Source organism: Treponema peruense, from assembly GCF_016117655.1.
Classification (GTDB): Bacteria; Spirochaetota; Spirochaetia; order Treponematales; family Treponemataceae; genus Treponema_D; species Treponema_D peruense.
This window is the reverse complement of sequence record NZ_CP064936.1, coordinates 1,366,103-1,384,422: the sequence shown is the minus strand read 5'-3', so window position 1 is coordinate 1,384,422 and position 18,320 is coordinate 1,366,103. Positions and strand designations below refer to the sequence as shown.

The window sequence follows — 18,320 nt, the reverse complement described above, 5'->3', positions numbered from 1 at the left end:
AGTTAAAAAAGCCGGCGCTATTCCGACGGTTTTTTTATACATACTCCTCTAGGAAATATTTTTTGTAATTATATCACTGTTTAATGGTTTACACAAATGAGAATGTTGTAACTTGTAAAAAAATCCGCTACAATGCGGAAACTCTGGAGTAAAATATGAACATAAACCACAAATTTTTTAGGATGATTTCAATATTTTTTTGTACAGTTGCATTTGCCATTTCCCCAGCCTGTGCTGGTTCTGTCTTTAACGAAAACCTGACGGCCGAAGATGTTAAAAACCTTGAAAACGGCGGAACAGTTATAAAAAACCTTTCTTCAATAAAAAAACTTTGTGCAGAAGGCGGAAACCCTGTTCTGGACAGCGTACTTGAAACCGCCAGGGAACTTAAGCCCGCTTATATTGCCGAAATCATTAAATTTTACCCTGTTGAAGGCAATGAAGATTTTCCGCAGCAGCTTGAATCCCTGCTTGTAGATGTTCCTTCCTATGCTGGAATTCCTTATTATTCGGAACGTGCCGAAAAATGGTATGATCTGTATTCCGAAGCAAAAATTCTTTCTGCACAAAAAATTGAAGGCGGCCAGAAAATCAGGGCAGACCTTGTAATGGAACCCTTTGATCTTATTGAAACTGAAATTATTCTTAAAAATAACCCGGAATCCCTTTACTATGAGTCAACAAATCTTTCAAAACTCAGATATTATGACAAATTTGACTGTGTTTCACCGCGCAAGATGAAGTCTTTGATCTGTGTATTCAAAGACGGCGACAGGTGGGTTTTATACGGAATAGGTGCAGTAAAGGCTCCGAGCATATTTTTTCTGCGTGAGAGAATAGAAGTTTCGTTTATGAACAGAATCAAAACATTCTGCCTCTATTTCTTTGACAAAATTCAGACTGAATAAGAAAATAACAAAATATTTTTTTTCATTTGACAAATATTTATTCTTAAACTATAATATAAATATGTGTGTTTAAGTCATAAACACTTGTATTTTGTCTAGAGGGGGGGGGTATTTTACCCGTATGGATTCTACAAATTTTACTGACGTTGTTATTCTTGCCGGCGGATTCGGAGAAAGACTCTGGCCTGCTTCAAGACCCGATTATCCAAAGCAGTTTATCTCGCTTGAGGGTGGCCTTTCCTTTATGCAGACTTCAATATTGCGTGCAATTGCAGTCAAACCTGCAGGAAAAATACTTATAATTACAAGAAAAGACCTCCTTGCTTCTGTAGCGGAACAGGTTCATTCTCTTAAGCTTACACTTAACCAGAAAGATGCAGATAAAATTTCAGAAGATTTGTATATACTTGCGGAACCATGTGCACGCCATACCTGTGCACCGCTTCTTCTTGCCTGCAAGTTTCTCAAACTAACCTCCAAAACACAAAAAAACAATATTCTGGTACTTGCAAGCGACCATGTAATAAGCCCTGCAGACAGATTTGTTTCTGACTGTGAAAAAGCCGCAAAAGTTTCACTTGACGGTAACTTTGTCTGCTTTGCAATTGCTCCTACAGAACCTTCAACAGGATACGGTTACATCAAATCCGGTGCACCTTTGGAAAATCAGGACGGTGTATTCAAAATTGATATGTTCAAGGAAAAACCTGATCTTGAAACTGCAAAATCCTATCTTGCTTCTGGCAATTACTGGTGGAACAGCGGAATGTTCGGATTTACGGCCAGTTTCTTTGAAGAAGAAATAAACAGGTTCGAGCCCAAAATAGCAGACAGTTTCAAATCCTTTGACAAAGCGGTTCTTCCTCCTGAGAAAACACTTAACTCGGTAAAATATGTAAGCGAATGGAAGCCAATGGAAGAAGCTTATGCTACAGTAAAAGCAATTGCTGTAGACAATGCCATTGCAGAACGTACAGAACGCGCTGTTGCCGTACGCGCCACATTCAACTGGGATGATGTAGGCAGCTGGGACGCCTTTGAACGGCTGTTCTCTGAAAATGTAGGAAAAACGGTTCAGATCGCAAGTAAAAATAACTTTATATATTCCGATATACCTGTAGCTCTGTGCGGAGTTGACGATCTTGTTGTTGTAATAAAGAACGGAAACGCACTTGTAATGAAAAAAGGTTCCAGCGGAATGATGAGGGAAGTTGTCAAACAGATTAAGGAGAAAATCTAATGCAAATGCTTAAAGATTTTTTTCTTATGCTGTCAGATTTTATAGTAAAAAATCCCCTTATCTGGATTTGCTGTCTTGCATCTTTTGTACTTTCTTCAGTTTTTATTCCTATTATAATAAAACTTTGCAAAAAACACGGCTGGTATGACAGCGTAAATGCAAGAAAAGTTCACAAAGGAAACATACCGCGACTTGGAAGCATGGGTTTTGTTCCTGCTTTTACAATAATGATGGCTGTATATGTTCTTATTGTAAGGGATTCCAGTAAAACAATGATTCCGTTTGTTATTGCGGGATTTGTAATTTTTGTCTTTGGAATTATTGATGACTTTCTTGATCTAAGGGCAATAGTCAAACTTTTTATTCAAATAATAGCAGCTCTTATAGTTCTGATCGGTGGATTCAGGTTCAAGCAGTTTTATATCTGGACAATCCCAGCTCCCCTGGGTTACCTGATTACATTCTGCTGGATAATAGGCATAATCAACGCATACAATCTTATTGACGGAGTAGATGGTCTGTGCGGTGGACTTTCCGCCATAACCCTTCTTGCACTCGGGATTATTTATTCAAGGTCAGTAACAGATACCGCTGCGGCCTGTTTTATTCTGATTGCTGCAATCTGCGGTTTTCTTCTTTACAACAAACCAAAGGCAAAGATTTTTATGGGAGACGGCGGAAGTCAGTTTCTTGGGTTTATGATAGCCGCCCTTCCCCTTTACCAGACAACGGCTACTTTCGAAACAAACAAGTTTTTTATCGTCATAAACCTGGTTTCAATTCCGCTTATTGACTGCATTGCTGCTATCTGGAGAAGAATCCGTGATCACAGAGGAATAATGAGTCCGGATCGTTCCCACCTTCACCACAAGCTTATGAATATGGGTTGCAGCGTAGGACAAATTCTGCTTATTCTGCTTGGACTTCAGTCTGTAATATGCATAATGTGCGGAATTGCAATGGCTCTAAAAGGAACAGCAGCACTTGTTCTGCTTATCTGTACATTTGCAGGAGTAAATGTATTTTTCTGCGCAATTCACTATGCAAACAGGGCAGTTATTCAAAAGCAGAAAGTTTTGGAAGAAAAATAACAGACATAAGCCGGTGCATGTTTGTTATTGTGCCTATACTTGCGTTGACTATTGGGCTGTAAAAATCTATAATGGTTAATTATGAACAGAAGATTAATTACCTCAGCCCTTCCTTATGTAAACAATATTCCCCACTTGGGAAACCTTATACAAATGCTCAGTGCGGATGTTTTCGCACGTTTTTGCCGCAGCCGCGGGTATGATACACTTTATGTCTGCGGAACAGACGAATATGGAACTGCAACAGAAACGCGTGCAATAGAAGAAAAAAAGACTCCGCGCGAACTCTGCGACTATTACTACAAGCAGCATGATGAAATCTACAAATGGTTTGACATAGCTTTTGACAAGTTTGGCCGAACTTCAAACCAGGAATGTACCGAAATAACCCAGTCAATTTTCAAAGACCTGGACAAAAACGGCTACATAACAGAGCATACAAACAAGCAGCTTTTCTGCCCCAAATGCAATATGTATCTGGCTGACCGCTTTGTAGAAGGAACCTGCCCAAAATGCGGCTACGAAGATGCCCGCGGAGACCAGTGCGACAAATGCGGATCGCTTCTTGACCCTATTGAACTTAAAGCACCGCGTTGCCATACCTGCGGAAGCACACCTGAAGTCCGCGAAACAAAGCATCTTTATATTAATTTACCTGCAATCAGCGGCAAACTTGATGACTGGATGAAAAAAGCCAGTATAGAAGGAAAATGGTCCGACAATGCCATAAACATAACAAAAGCCTGGATTCGTGACGGTCTTAACGAAAGGGCAATTACAAGGGATTTGAAGTGGGGAATTCCTGTTCCAAAAGAAGGATATGAAAACAAAGTATTCTACGTATGGTTCAATGCCCCGATCGGATATATGTCCATTACAAAACAATTTGCCAACGAACTTACTGCTGCAGGAAAAAAATCCTTTGACTGGAAAAGCTGGTGGCTACCCGAAGAAAGCGAAGAAGCAAAAGGCAAAGCTCCGGTAGATTTATTCCAGTTTATTGGAAAAGATAACATTCCGTTCCATACAGTCGTGTTCCCCTGCAGTGAAATTGGAAGTGGACATAACTGGACAAAACTCTTCCATATGTCGTCTACAGAATATCTTAACTACGAAGACGGAAAATTCAGCAAGAGCCGCGGTGTTGGTGTATTCGGAACAGATGCAAAAGATTCCGGTATTAAGGCTGATGCATGGAGATTCTATATTTTCTACAACAGACCCGAAAAGCAGGACTACCAGTTTACATGGAAAGAATTCCGTGAAAAGTACAATGGAGAACTCATAGGTAATCTGGGAAATCTTGTAAACAGAACACTTCTTTTTGTTACAAAGTACTATGACGGAATAATTCCCGATTCAGAAGTTGATGAAGAAATGTGGGCAAATATCCGCGCCCATGAAGACAAGATTACAAAATCACTTGAATGGGCAGACCTCAAAGATGCCTTCCATGAAATTTTTGCCATTTCTGACATTGGAAACAAGGCTTTCCAGGACTGCGAGCCGTGGAAGACAAGAACCACTGACCCGAAAAAAGCTGCAAAACTAATTCACAACCTGTGCTACATGATTAAGGATCTTATGATAATGGCACACCCCTACATGCCTCAGTTTACAGAAACAATCATGTCTTATTTTGGCAAAACAATTTCCGAACCAAAACTGGGTGAAAGTTTTACAGAAACAGGTCTTTCATGGAAAAATCTTGGTGAAACAGAAGGACTTTATGATGTCAAGAATCCTTCCGTTTATTTTACACCGCTTGATGTGAACACAGCCAATGCATTCCGCGAAAAGTTTTCAGGAAGCCAGAAAGCTCGTAAGGAAAAAGAGCAGAAAAAATCAAAAAAAGAGCCAAAAAAAATAGAACTCGCCGAAAACCAGATTGAATTCTACAATAAAAACATAGAGCTTACTGTTGCAAAAATTACAAAAGTAGACACAAACCCCGAAGGCGAAAAGCTTTATGTAGAAACACTTGATGACGGAAGCGGTCAGGAACGTGTAATTCAAAGTGCGTTAAGGGATTATCTATCTGCAGATGAACTTCTTGGAAAGCATATTATTCTGGCTTCTAATCTTGCACCAAGACTAATGCGCGGAATAGAAAGCCGTGGTATGCTTCTTGCTGTACATTACAAAGACAGTGAAGGAAAAAACTGCGTTGAACCGCTCGAAGCTCCATGGGCAAAACCAGGAACAAAAGTAATACTTGAAGGAGCAGATGCAAACTTCAAAAAGCCAGATTCAATTACAGCAGATGAATTCTTTAAGGTTGCACTAAAAATAGAAGACGGTTGTCTTTCTGTCTGTGGAACAAAAATGACAGCCGAAGGAAAGAACATCAGGTCTGTACATGCTCAAAATGGGGATGTTCAGTAAAATGAACGGACAGGAACAGGCCCAAAGATTTCTTCAGACAGATTTTTGGGCTGACTTTAAGACGGCACACGGCTGGAAAAAATACAGTTTCATTTTATCACCCGACGGAACGGTAAGTGAGAGGAACAGTGAAAACCAGTGTGCACCAGACAGGACTATTCTTTCTGTTCTTGTAAGAAAGTTTTCTCTTAAGTTTACTGCATTTTATATAGCATATGTTCCCATGGCACCGGAATGCGCTAATCTTGAATTTATTGAAACTGTCTCTGCAAACCTAAAGAAATATCTTCCGAAGAATACGGTTTATATAAGATTTGATCCTCCTGTCGGTTTTGCAACAGCAACAGAACGCGATGAAGCTGTAGAAAAATTAAGGCACAACCGCAATACAAAAGCCCGGCCGGCCTCTGTTTGTGTGCAGCCGCCTGATACAACAATTCTTGGTCTTAACAAGTCCTGTGATGAACTTCTTGCCGCAATGAAAAGCAAGTGGAGATACAATATTCGTCTCTCTCAGAAAAAAGGTGTAGAAGTCAGTTATTACACGGCCGACAACCCTGAATTTGAAACTGTATTCGACCAGTTCTATTCGTTGTTTGAAATTACCGGAAAGCGTGACGGTGTAAATTTTCATGCAAAAAGTTACTATAAAGACCTGCTTGAACGCGGAAAACCTTCTGTTTGCTCAGACGGACCACAAATCCGGCTGTACCTGGCAAAACATGAAGATGATTATTTAGCCGGAATTATTACTCTCTTTTGCAAAAGGGAAGCTGTTTATCTTTACGGAGCAAGCGGAAACCTCAAGCGCAATCTAATGCCGGCATATCTTCTTCAGTGGACTGCCATTCAGGATGCAAAGAAATATGGCTGCCCGGAATATGATTTTTACGGTATTCCCCCGACAGATGCAGAAAATCACCCGATGCACGGTCTTTATCTATTTAAAACAGGATTCGGCGGACAGGAGATACACAGAATAGGCAGTATAGATGTTCCTTTAAGGTCTGTAATGTATTCGCTGTATTCTGCAGCAGAAAAAATACGTGCGTGGTGGCACAAAAAGTTCCTTAAGAAACTCATTGGCCGCTAATCGGCATTTGTTATCAGTTCTTCTTCTTTGCCTGCACTACACTCAGATTTATGGTCTTTTCTTTTTCCATTCCGGGTGCTAGCTGAACATGCCAGTAAAGACTTACGCACATAGTCCTTGAACTTTCTGTCGTTTTTTCATATTCATCAGGTCTGTAAAAGACAATTTCCCTGGTACAAAGACCTGAGTCTTCATTGGGCTCGACAACAAATGTTTTTTTGTCCGAATTGTCTGTAATCTGAAAAAAGGATACACCGTCTGCGGCAGAAAAAATTCCGCTTTCGGGAACCTGTTCTCTGTTTTCGCCGTGGATAAGTTCAACAGAATACTGTGATGCAGATTTAAGTGAAGAAAATTTTGTTTTTGCAAAATTCAGTTCCACAACAAAATATGCATCAAGCTCCATGGGACTTTCGTTTTTTAAGATATACTGGATTGTGATTCCGCTTGAAAAGGCAATATAATTTTTTCTTAACTGCACGGGAAGTTTAATTGAAGAGAACTCTCCCCTGCTTTCCATTTGTATTTCATTGCGCTTGCTGTCAAACTTTTTTTCAGAAAAATGCATGTTTGAAAACAAAAGCCCTGAAGAAGTGCCGCTGCTTTTAAAATTTTCAATTTCTGAAGGTTCAATCAGATGTTCAATAAACATTCCGCGCTGGTAAAGGTCGTTCGAGCCGTCAAATTTGGCTATTCTTGACAGGTTGGCCGCATAATTTGCACATGAACGTATAATATCAAATTCTGTAATCTGACCGGCATTAAGTGAAATTACCGCGTGATATTTTTCCATTTGGCAGATGTACTCATTTTTGCCGTCACCGTTATAGTCAAAACTGGTAAGCGATTCTTTGAATTCTTTTGCATCACGGATCAGACGTTCTGCTTCGTTAAGAGCGCGGTAAGATTCCTGCACTTTTTGTTCCGTAGGCGGAATTCCGCAGGGCATTGTAACAAAGTTGAATCCGCTCTGGGCTTCCCAAAGCTTTTCAGAAGCAGAAAGCTTACGCATTTTATCGCCGCCCTTGCACTGGGTTACAAGCATGCTTATGTACATCATACGCTGGTAAAGGCGTCTGTTCTGCGGATAAGCATTCAAATAATCATGTATTGTCAGGGGAAAACGGCTTTTGTTTTCTACAGTTTCAAAAGGAGTAACTGCGCGCCTTGCTATCTGCCAGTCCATTCCAGCCGGAATATAGGTACGCTCAAAATAGTCGGAATTTTTGGCAACAGTCTGGGGTAAAACGAAATTCACTCCGGATGTTGACTCCATTGAGATGTCAAAGCATGAAGCAATGTATGCAAAACAGCGGCTTTTTACAAAAGAAGCAAATTTTTCAAATGAAAAGCATATTGAAACTACTTTTTCTGAATCAAAAAATTCTGCCTGGGAACGTTTCTTTTTTGCAAAATTATTTATTCTCTCAATCCAGGATTCAGGAGATTCGTCTTCTTCGGGAATCAGATTTTTGTATGTCGGAAGAATTTTTAAGGTTTTACCCTGTTCGCTTGTAATAAGAGGATGGGCACACAGGTTTTTGGCAGGAATCAGAGTACTGTCAAGAAGCGCATATTCCATTCCGCAGGACTGAAACGTTGTTACAAGTGTGGGATCCCAGATGCTGCCGTACAGAGACATACCGCACGGACGCTTGCCGACAGTGGAACGAAGAAGTGACGTCATTTTTTCTATCTGACCGCTTCTGTCTACCGGGAAAAGTATTGGAAAAATAGGAGAATAATAGCCTCCTCCAAGAACTTCTACCTGTTTGCGCGAAGTAAGGTCACGCATAACCTGAATTGCTTCGGGATGTTTTGAAGCGTACCATTCAAGCTGCAGTCCTGAAAAGGAAACCGCAAGAGGAAATTTTGGATGAGAATATAAAAATGTCAGCAAAGGTCTGAAAACTGCCTCGTAGTTTTTCTCAAAGGTCTGCGGGCTGCAGTTTCCTTCTTCATCGGCAGATAAAATCAGACAAACATTTGTCATACGCATAAAGACTATCTAAGTATTGTATAGCACTTTTTCCATAATTGAAAGAGTTTCTTTGATTTTATTTCAATTATTTCTTCTTTTGCCAGTCTGTCACAGGAAACAGAACAATTTGGCGGCAAGGGGTTCGGGGCCGAACACAATACGCTTTTTTTGCATTCGGCATCTACCAGAACAATAAGATTTCTTGGACACGCGTCTATACATTTTCCGCAGCCGATGCAAAGTTCATTTATAACAGCTGTTGCATTCTGGATGGAAATTGCCTCCTGAGGACATGCTTTTGCACAGTTGCCGAATCCGCAGCAACCCCAGCGGCAGTCATCTTCGCAGTCACAGACTTCAGAAAAAAGTGCACAGTTTTTTGGACCGTTATATAAGAATCTTCTGGCACCGGAAGTTCTGTGGGGCGAGCATTTTACAACAGCCCTTTTACCTGAAACAGCAAGTTTTTCGGGGCGTGTTTTTAGAAGTTCAACTTCAGAAGGAGAAAAAAGCGGTTCTGAAAAATTAACCTGTCTCTGTTTTAAAGCCGGAATGAGTATGTTGAATATAAAAACTATCAATGCGCTTAAAATAATTATAAAAAGCAGAGTAAAAATTATTGTGGCTACCATTTGAAAGCCTCCCCGTTAAGCCATGTAACATTCCACGAAAGCAGTGCAAGTACAATAACTGCTATGCTTATCAGGATGAATCCGGTATTTGCAGATTTTACTTCAGGCTTGTTATAATCCATTCTGCGGACAACAGAACGCAAAACAGGAATAAAAAGATAAAAAGACAACACTGCAACACATGAAAAGAAAACGCATTCATAAAGACTTATGCTTTCGTTGACTGTCAGAATTATAATCAGTATTGAAACTGAAAATTCTGATGTACCGGATTTTGCCGTAATTCTGAAAATTGATTCTATAAAAATAGAAATAACTACAAAAATAAGGACAGCCATAAAAGGATAAATTCCGTGAAGAGAAACCTTTGCTAGAAGATTCACATTTAAAAGATAAGTCAAAGTTGCAGAAGAAACTACACAGATAAGCATCTTGAGACAACTTAAGGCAACACCCTTATCTGAGTCTCCGAGAACCAAAGCTCTGTTAAGCCCGATTCCATAAACCAAAAGAGGAGAAGCAAATATAAGATAGTACAAAAGCATTCCAATCATATTAGTTTTCTTCCTCCTTAAACACTGCTTCTGCGATTTTTATTTTTTTTATCGCATTGTAATTTACAACAAATGCAACCGCCAGAATAACGAGTGCGCCGGGTACAGAAGCCCAGAATGAACCCATAAAGGCAGAAGGAAGATTCTTGAACAGTGCAATTTCATGTATTCCCGAGGGAACAGGAAAAGAAATTGTTCCGTAGCCGAAAATATCCCTGAACAAAAATATTATAAAAGCAAAGATAGAAAAATATGCCGTTTTCTTCATATTGTAAGACAAATCCCTGGAAAGAGACATATCTGTATTTTCATAGAGCGAAGAAATCATCAAAGAAGAAAGAACCGGTGCATAAATTACAAAACTCAGCGTAAGAGCTGTAAGCGGTGAATACAGAATCAGAAGCTGCTTTAAAATAATGCAAAGGCCTATAAGAAAAACTGTCATCAAAGCCGGCATGTATTCGTCGACTGAAAGTTTTTTTGTCAGATGCCTGAATAAAATTCCGAGGGCTGTCAATGCATTAAGGGCAAGAATGAGAATTATTCCGTATGAAAGACGTCCCGGCACCGGAACCAAAATTATAAGTGAAGATGCAATGTATGTATAAAGACTGTTTTTTTTCATTTTACAAACGCTCCGCTTTTTCATGCTTCAATGTTTGGGCAATAGAAGGAATTCTTTTTTTCCAGAATTCAATTACTGACGGTTCTGCAATGGCTGTCATCTTGTCTGCAACAGGTCCTTCAAGGTCTGCAAACCCTGCAAAACTTGAACTGTCTGACTTTGCATTATATACAAAAACTGCCGGCAGGGGACCGTAAATTGTTGTAACACGTATAATTACAGCATACATATCCTTTTCTCTGCCCTGTTCTCCGGCTGAAAGTGAGTAAAAAGAAGCACTGTCAGAAAATCCGTTGTCAGAGGGTATCCATTCAAAAGTTCTGTATTCTTCACCGCAGCGTTCCAAAACAGAATTTACCTGAGCAGAAAGACCCCTTTTCCATGAACCGCGTGAAATAAGGCAAAACAAAACCAGAAGTCCAAACATAACCGCAATTATTCCGGTAAGAATTCCATATTTTATCAACAGCTTTTTGTAAAAAACTTTGCTTTCATTGTCAAAAGAGTCAGACATTGGGTTCCTCCATTGCAGGAATCAGATTTTTGTTAACGTATTTTTTTACCGCTGCATCTTCTGCAAACTGAATTACCGTAGAGATAAGATTCATGACAAGAATTACAAACATAAATCCAGACGATGATGTTCCCGGTCCAAGCAGAAGAAAACCGAACAGACCTGAAATAATTCCGTAAGTAATTCTTCCGGCCTTAGTCATGGGAACAGTACCGTACCACTGCAGCATAAACAGTGAATAAAACAGGGTTCCGCTTGTAAGAAAAGCAAGAAGCATATCGCCCTGCATTGGTGCACATCCCGTAAAGAACGGTGAAACAAAGCGTACAAGCACGGCATACACGGCAAGGAAACAAAGGGGAATCTCATAGTTTACAACATCAAGCGAAAGAAGCACTATAGAAGAAATAAGTGTAATAAGATTGAACCTGAATGCAGGAATTGAAGCACCGTTGTCCCAGAAAAGGGAAACATAACCTTCAGGAATAGAAATTCCCATAAGCCTGAATACAGTTCTGTTCAAAAAGGCCGTAACAGATGAATCGCACGGCAGAATAGAAACGCTTCCGCCTGAAATAAGAGTTTGTGCTGCATTTCTTACCTGAAAATCTTCTGCCTCCAGAATAAATGCCGGAAAAAAATCTGCGTTCATGAAGTAAAGGATAATTACACAAAGTGCAACAGAATTAACCCATGAGCCGGCGAATCCCCCGAATGCATATTTGGTAATAAAAAAAACTGCAAACGCTGTGATAAAAACTGCCGCCGGCGGGTACTGAGACGGAACAAGAAGTCCCAGAAGAATTCCCTGTATGCAGGAAGTAATCCATGAATAGGAAAATTTTTCGCGGACAAGCCTGTAAAGAAATTCTGAAAGAACAGAAGCAACCGTTGCGCACAGCACAATTACAAGGGACTGAAAACTTTTTGTAACGCAAAGCATTATTACCTGAACAACAAGCGCAGAAAGAACCGCGACAGCAACTGTTCCGACAGAATTTGTTATATAGCACAAAGGGTGCGGAACACTTTCACGGCATGATTTTTTCAATATATTTGTATTCATTTATTTCTCCTGAAGAAGACGTACGCCAATGCTTAACGGAAGTCTTGCCGGACATGCACTGCTGCAGAGATTGCAAAGTGAACAAAGGGCTGCAGTTTTCTTAAGTTCATTTCCTGTGGCAAGACCTTCTGTTGCGCTTCTGTACATTAAGTCGGGATAAAGATGTTCCGGACAGACAGAACGACATTTACCGCAACGTATACACGGGCTCAAAACCTGGTTGAACAGTTCTGATGACGGAATAAAAGAAACTGACTTTATGGATTTGGTAATGCAGACTTCGGGGTCGGCAACAGTTTTTCCTGTAATAAGACCGTTAACGGCAATTTTTGCAGGCGCAATTTTAAAACCGCCGCACTGTTCTGCAAGAGATGAAATTGATGTTCCAATTCTTACCTTCATCATCGCCGCAGAACGCAGACAGTTTCCGGTAACATGCACAAATCTTTCTATAACAGGTTTTCCAAGAACAACCGCTTCATATACAGAAAGTGCTGTCTCGGGGTCAATAAAAATGCTCTTTCTGCTCATTGCCGAAAAGAACTTGTACTCAGGAAGCCGTGCATTTTTTCTTACAGCAGTGATTATATTTTCCCTGAAGCCTGCCGGATATTTTGAAGCGTCAACTCTTACTGCACAGAAAGGAACAGAATCATTCAAAAGGGAGGGATTGAATTCCTGGTTCTTGTCAAGAACAAAAACAATTCCTGCAGCTCCCATTGCCCTTGCTGTAATACACGCACCTTCCGTCACTTTTGAAAGACAGAACTGTGCAACAAAAGAGTCAGTAAGTCTTCCCGGGTCTTCGTCGAACATTCTTACAACAAGAAAATTATTCTTTATTTCTGAAGATTTTTCTATAATTTCAAAAAGAGGCTCCGGTTCAAAAAAAGTATTTACTACCCCGCACGACTTTATTGCGTCAAGAATTTCTGACTTTAATAGAGTGTGCCAGTTTGTTACAACATCCTTTTTTCCCAAAAAAGAAAAAGAGCCGCCGGTTCGTATTTTTACAGAAGTACCAAGTTTACCGTCAGGAAGCGTAGTCTGAAAAATTGAATCGACCGTTCCGGGAACAGGAGAATGTACACTGTCACCATCAGGCAAAACGGCAATAAGCTGACCTTCCCTTACGGCATCACCTTCTGAAACAACAGCACTGCAGTCAGAACCTTTACCCTGTCTGAATGCAACAACAGGAAATGGAGGCAGAAAAGCCCTTACACACGTTTTGAACATCTGCCTTTCAGAACGCACAAAATTACTAACATATCTCATAGTTTTTTCTTCCGAACAGATTATAATATAAAAACAGAACTACAGGAACAGCAAGACCTGCAGCAATAAGCAAAAGTGAAAGAATGTCGGGACGCTGACCCTTTGAACCGTAACTTCCGTATACAACAGAAATACCGTCATCCTGTTTGAGCAAAAACTTTTCCAAAGAAGCGTAAGACAAGTCTGAAACTTCTTCGTCAATACCGCTGCGGAACTTTGGCCCGTATTCCATTACAACAGACTCACTTTCGGATATATGGCCGTCTGCATAGGAAAAACGCGGAACAGAAATTGTGTCCCCGTCCCTGACAGAAAGAGCTTTTGAAACATCATTCATGCTTACATAAGGCAGGGACTTTGCATACCACGACCACTTGTAAAAATCATCCAAAAGCGGCAGTTCGGACTCTTTGTCAGAAGAAACCGGAACAGGAAGCAGGGCAGACATTTTTGCCGCCGGAACAGAAATTCTTGATGAAAGAATAAATGAAATAAAAATAAGAAAAAGCGGTACTGCACAAAACAGAACCCTCATTGAATTTTTTGCGTTTACTACAGAAATCTGTGTTGCAGAAAAAATATAGGAAAAACAAACTGCGGCATAAGAACGCCGGGGTGCATTAAGTACAAGACAAACAAGTGCAACAGAAGATGACGCACACAATATTCCCAGAATACATGTACGCCAGGAGTTAACCGCAAGTATAACCAGAGACATCGCGGCTGGCACAAGAATATATGCGCTTTTTGAAACAGCCTTAATAAAATTACGCCGACCCAAAAGCGGAACAATCAGAAAAACAGAGAGCATAAAAAGAACGGAAGCTGCAGCAACAGTATAAAACGGTGCAGAAAAACACAGCAGCAAAAAAGGAACAGCGGCGGCTGCAAAAACACCTTTTGAAACAGTAAATACAAGAAAAAATGCAGCAACAGAGAGTGCAATAACAGGAACAAGCCACGGAAACTGCCCCTTTCCGTCAAGACCCACAGTTTTTCCGGTCTCGCGGATTATTTTGGAAACAGCTTTTACCGCCGCGTCATCACAGGAAGACGGAACATAAAAAACGCGGAATGCTCCGGTTTTGTCATAAAAATAGCCGGCTCTTTTTGAAATATACGAATCTTCGTAATCTGGAATCACATTGAGAAAATCTGTTTTGACAGGAACCTGCTGTACACCAAGCCTTACAATACCCGAGCAGCCTGAATCTTCCAAAACTGAAGCCACGTAATCTTCGGAAAGAGACTTGTCTGCATAAACCACAGCATAATCGTTCCATATACGTGTTATAGGAATGGTTCTGAGAACAAAAAGAAAAGAAAAAGACGCCAGAACAGTAAGCGCACAAAAAAGAAGAGATTTCTGAGTCTTCATTTATTTTAATACGCTGAATGCAAGACCTATAAAAAATCCGAGAAGACATCCCATAAAAACTTCTGCCGGAGTATGTCCCTGCACTTCCTTTATTGGTTTAAAATCTATAATACCCTTGTCGCCAAGAGCCCGGCCAATTTTGTTGAGCATTCTGGCCTGAATTCCGTTGGCGCGCCTTACACCTACGGCATCCCTGATTGTTATGAGAAAAAATCCGAGCGAAAGAATAAAAACATCGCTGTCAATTCCAGAACGGAAGCCTATTGTAGTACAAAGAGTTGCAACAAGAGCCGAATGACTTGAAGGCATACTTCCTGTTCTCCAGAAAAGAAGTTCAAAAAGTTCCCTGATACTGTGGACTTTGCCTGAAAAAAGCTTTATGAGAGTCTTTATAAGCTGGGCCGAAAGCCAACTGAAAATGCACGACATTAAAACCGGCTGTGAAAGAAATAAGTTCAACTGTTCTTTTGCGTTTGCCATATTCTCCAGTATAGCACATGATGCAAAATTGTTCTATAATCTGCGCATGGATTTCACTGATTTTACTGCATCACAGGATGACGCCGGAAGAAGACTTGACAGAATAATAAAAACTGTATCCAACGGCAGAATTCCAGACGCACATTCTGCAATCCGAAAAAATCTTATACGCCTTAACGGAAAAAAAACTTCTGCAGATACAAAAGTTTCATGCGGTGACAAAATAACAGTTGCATCTTTTTTACTGAAAGCGCCGCAACAGAACACAAGGCAGCAGACACCGCTTCAAAAAAACAATGCCGGGTACCCTGCAGTAAACACAATATTCAAAAACGAACACCTGCAGATTGTATACAAAGACGCCGGCATAAATGTCCAGCCAGGAAGCGGCGGCGGAACATCTCTTGCTGAGGCTTTTCTTAAAGAATACAAAGCGTCGGGAGTACAAAAGTCCCTTTCGTTCAAGCCGGGCCCCCTGCACCGTCTTGACCGCGGAACTTCAGGAATGATTGCTTTTCCAGTCAGTTCAGAAGGAGCCAGATGGTTTTCAGAAGGAATAAAAACGCATCTTATAAAAAAAATATATATAGGAATAGTTGAAGGTCAGATTTCCAGAAGTGAACTCTGGACAGACTATATTGAATGTGATGAAACCACAAACGGCAAAGCCTTCCACACGGTAACTGCAGCTTCTGAAAAAAAAGGCAGCACTTCAAAGGAAGCGGTAACTTCTGTTATTCCACTCGCATACGGAACAGCCGGCAACACTAAGGTAACACTGGTTCAGTTCAACATACAAACAGGAAGAAAACACCAGATCCGCGCCCAGAGCAGTCTGCACGGACACCCGCTTTATGGGGACAGTGCGTACAAAAGCCGCACAAACGGCCGTTTTTTTCTTCATGCAGCGGCACTTGTCTTCCCGAAAGATAATCCGCTTGGACTTCCCCAGATAATAAAAGCAGACCCTCCTGCCGAATTCAACGATTTTATGCATTCAGCCTTGATAAATTGGGACAGACAACTTATAATTTAATAATATATATGAATATTTTTTCTAAATTATCAAACCACGGAATAACAGTATTTGCACTTGTCGGCGAAAGCGGAACAGGCAAAAGTTTCAGAGCAAAACTTCTTGCACAGAAATACGGAATAAACGCCCTTATAGATGACGGACTTCTCATTCAAGATGACAAAATTCTTGCCGGAAGGACAGCAAAGCACGAAAAGACCTATATGGGTGCTGTACGCATTGCTCTTTTTGACGACAAGCAGCACAGAGATGAAGTGGCGCGTGTTCTTCAGAAAAACAAAATCAAAAAAATACTTATTCTTGGAACAAGTGAAAAAATGGTCGGAAAGATAGCAATGAGACTTCAGCTGCCTCCTCCTTCCAAAATAATCAAGATAGAAGACATTTCTACACGGGAAGAAATAGAAAAAGCAATAAGAAGCCGCCAGATAGAAGGAAAACACGTTATTCCCGTTCCGGCAATTGAAGTTAAAAAGAGTTATTCACAGATTTTCTATAAATCAATACGCGAAATTCTTTCAAAGGGTCAGAGCAAAATTAAAATCCTTAAAAAAGACGGTTCCCTTTCTGAAAAATCAATTGTTACCCCGGAATTCAGCAAAAAAGGACGCATAGAAATTTCAGAAGCCGCCTTAAGCCAGATGGCCATGCACTGCGTAAGTGAATTTGATTCTGATATAAGGGTAAAAAAACTTACGATAAAAACAGACAGCCACGGTTACAGACTCATAATTACAATCGACGTTCCTTTCGGAAAGCAGCTTACAGGTGAAATTCACAATCTACAACAGTACATTATAGAAAATATCGAGCGCTTTACCGGTATTCTTGTAGAAGAAGTAAGCATTATCATAGACAAGATAACCGGTGTTGCCCCAAAAGAAACTAAGCAAAAATAAGCCGCCAGGGATGTACTGACTTTCTGAATCAAAATGCCTAGTGCACTGCCTGTTCGGTTTAATTTTTTGGCTGGACTTTGCGGGGTTTTCTCTGCTTGAGCTGGACTCCCAGAGAAAGAAGAATTTTTCTTACTGCATAATCCAGTTCAGTTCTCTGCGGGTTCATGGGAAGAATGAAATTTCTGCAGCTGGCCCAGGTTCTTTTGTAAAGTTCCGCGGCAATTGAAGTAATTTTTTCTTCCCTGCTCCAGTCCGTTAGATTTGTGACAAAATCCCTCAAAATATAGAAAAGCCTGTCCCCAAGCCTCATTCCGGGATTTGCCGCAGCGGCCGCATCCAGTTCTTTTAAACTATGAAGATATGCTTTTTCAAACTTGCGGTCTTCTATCATCATGTTTGTAGCTGAAGGCTGCAGGTATTCGAACAGATTTGTATCCAGTGTTCCCGAAACAATGTCATAAGAATGTCCACTGTTGATTATTTTAAGCAGCTCTTCGGTAAGGCGTGACGGGGAAACAGGTGCCAAAAGAGGTGCAGAACTGCGTATCTTTTTTTTGAGCGAATGCGGAATTTTACATCCGGTAGTAGCACCGTATTTTACAGCCCTGAGCATTCTGACCGGATCTTCTATAAAAATGCGGTTAAGGGGAATTACCGGGCGCACAATCCCCTTTCTGATGTCTTTTACTCCACCGACATAATCTATGACGTGTTCTTTGATTGGATCATAGTAAAGCGCGTTCAGTGAAAAATCACGGCGCATAACGTCTTCATCCATTGTTCCGAAAGCATTGCCTACAGAACCGTCTACCGTAGAGCGGAATGTGCTTACTTCAAAAATCTTTTGTCCGAAGAAAATGTGCACAAGACGGAATCTTTTGCCTATAATGCGTGAATTTCTGAATATCTTTTTTATTCTACTGGGTGTGGCGTCAGTAACAATATCAAAATCTTTGGGCGTCCTGCCGATTATCAAATCTCTTACTGCACCGCCAACAATATATGCATCAAAACAATTTTCACGCAGGCGACTTATTACGTAAAGCGCATCAGGGTCAATTGATTTTAGAGAAATGTTATGTTCTGTCTTAGTATATATTACAGCTTTTTGAACCGGCTTTCCTTTGCTGTCTGCCGAATAACGAATCAACACAATGAAA

At 40.6% G+C, this 18,320-nt stretch carries 17 protein-coding genes; 7 read left to right on the top strand and 10 right to left on the bottom strand.

The features are described from left to right. Window positions 1-155 precede the first annotated feature (155 nt). The 5 genes from IWA51_RS06355 to IWA51_RS06335 all read left to right on the top strand — a co-directional run bounded on the left by IWA51_RS06355 (window position 156) and on the right by IWA51_RS06335 (window position 6,717). A complete protein-coding gene (locus tag IWA51_RS06355; RefSeq protein WP_198441822.1) occupies window positions 156-908 on the top strand; it encodes a DUF6675 family protein in 753 nt (250 codons plus the stop codon). 121 nt (window positions 909-1,029) lie between these two features. Beyond that, window positions 1,030-2,148 (top strand): mannose-1-phosphate guanylyltransferase, encoded by a 1,119-nt coding sequence (locus IWA51_RS06350; protein WP_198441821.1) that lies wholly within the window; start codon window positions 1,030-1,032, stop codon window positions 2,146-2,148. 5 nt (window positions 2,149-2,153) lie between these two features. Next, window positions 2,154-3,239 (top strand): MraY family glycosyltransferase, encoded by a 1,086-nt coding sequence (locus IWA51_RS06345; RefSeq protein ID WP_177528663.1) that lies wholly within the window; start codon window positions 2,154-2,156, stop codon window positions 3,237-3,239. An 81-nt stretch (window positions 3,240-3,320) separates the two neighbouring features. After that, on the top strand, window positions 3,321-5,624 hold the full coding sequence (gene metG / locus IWA51_RS06340; RefSeq protein WP_177528664.1) for a methionine--tRNA ligase: 2,304 nt from the start codon (window positions 3,321-3,323) through the stop codon (window positions 5,622-5,624). 1 nt (window position 5,625) lies between these two features. Then, window positions 5,626-6,717 (top strand): lipid II:glycine glycyltransferase FemX, encoded by a 1,092-nt coding sequence (locus IWA51_RS06335; RefSeq protein ID WP_230402618.1) that lies wholly within the window; start codon window positions 5,626-5,628, stop codon window positions 6,715-6,717. Window positions 6,718-6,730: 13 nt separating this feature from the next. Here IWA51_RS06335 and IWA51_RS06330 read toward each other — a convergent pair whose 3' ends face one another. The 9 genes from IWA51_RS06330 to IWA51_RS06290 are packed head-to-tail and all read right to left on the bottom strand — an operon-like array spanning window position 6,731 to window position 15,225. Further along, window positions 6,731-8,716, bottom strand: coding sequence for an alpha-amylase/4-alpha-glucanotransferase domain-containing protein (locus IWA51_RS06330; RefSeq protein ID WP_198441819.1), 1,986 nt, complete (start codon window positions 8,714-8,716; stop codon window positions 6,731-6,733). 5 nt (window positions 8,717-8,721) lie between these two features. Further along, a complete protein-coding gene (locus tag IWA51_RS06325; protein WP_177528667.1) occupies window positions 8,722-9,330 on the bottom strand; it encodes a 4Fe-4S binding protein in 609 nt (202 codons plus the stop codon). Continuing rightward, the gene (locus IWA51_RS06320; protein ID WP_198441818.1) at window positions 9,324-9,884 is read right to left on the bottom strand and encodes a hypothetical protein; all 561 of its coding nucleotides are present in this window, start codon (window positions 9,882-9,884) and stop codon (window positions 9,324-9,326) included. Before IWA51_RS06320 ends, IWA51_RS06325 begins: the two co-directional genes overlap by 7 nt. 1 nt (window position 9,885) lies before the next feature. Continuing rightward, a complete protein-coding gene (locus IWA51_RS06315; protein WP_177528669.1) occupies window positions 9,886-10,509 on the bottom strand; it encodes a hypothetical protein in 624 nt (207 codons plus the stop codon). Window position 10,510: 1 nt separating this feature from the next. Beyond that, complete coding sequence (locus IWA51_RS06310) at window positions 10,511-11,023, bottom strand: hypothetical protein (protein ID WP_177528670.1); 513 nt, start codon at window positions 11,021-11,023, stop codon at window positions 10,511-10,513. Next, entirely contained in the window at window positions 11,016-12,089 is a 1,074-nt protein-coding gene (locus IWA51_RS06305; RefSeq protein ID WP_198441817.1) for an RnfABCDGE type electron transport complex subunit D, read from the bottom strand. The genes IWA51_RS06310 and IWA51_RS06305 overlap by 8 nt, the downstream gene beginning before the upstream one ends. Then, window positions 12,090-13,367: a 4Fe-4S dicluster domain-containing protein gene (locus tag IWA51_RS06300; protein WP_198441816.1), complete on the bottom strand. Its 1,278-nt coding sequence runs from the start codon at window positions 13,365-13,367 to the stop codon at window positions 12,090-12,092. After that, entirely contained in the window at window positions 13,354-14,745 is a 1,392-nt protein-coding gene (locus IWA51_RS06295; protein ID WP_198441815.1) for a hypothetical protein, read from the bottom strand. Before IWA51_RS06295 ends, IWA51_RS06300 begins: the two co-directional genes overlap by 14 nt. After that, window positions 14,746-15,225: a divergent PAP2 family protein gene (locus IWA51_RS06290; RefSeq protein WP_177528674.1), complete on the bottom strand. Its 480-nt coding sequence runs from the start codon at window positions 15,223-15,225 to the stop codon at window positions 14,746-14,748. A gap of 46 nt (window positions 15,226-15,271) precedes the next feature. Here IWA51_RS06290 and IWA51_RS06285 point away from each other — a divergent pair, with 46 nt between their 5' ends. Together IWA51_RS06285 and IWA51_RS06280 are read left to right on the top strand one after the other, a co-directional pair. Beyond that, window positions 15,272-16,261 (top strand): RluA family pseudouridine synthase, encoded by a 990-nt coding sequence (locus tag IWA51_RS06285; RefSeq protein ID WP_198443627.1) that lies wholly within the window; start codon window positions 15,272-15,274, stop codon window positions 16,259-16,261. Window positions 16,262-16,269: 8 nt separating this feature from the next. Beyond that, entirely contained in the window at window positions 16,270-17,160 is an 891-nt protein-coding gene (locus tag IWA51_RS06280) for a hypothetical protein (protein WP_177528676.1), read from the top strand. Between the two features lie 58 nt (window positions 17,161-17,218). Here IWA51_RS06280 and pcnB read toward each other — a convergent pair whose 3' ends face one another. Then, window positions 17,219-18,313 (bottom strand): polynucleotide adenylyltransferase PcnB, encoded by a 1,095-nt coding sequence (gene pcnB / locus IWA51_RS06275; protein ID WP_198443626.1) that lies wholly within the window; start codon window positions 18,311-18,313, stop codon window positions 17,219-17,221. Between the last annotated feature and the right edge of the window lie 7 nt (window positions 18,314-18,320).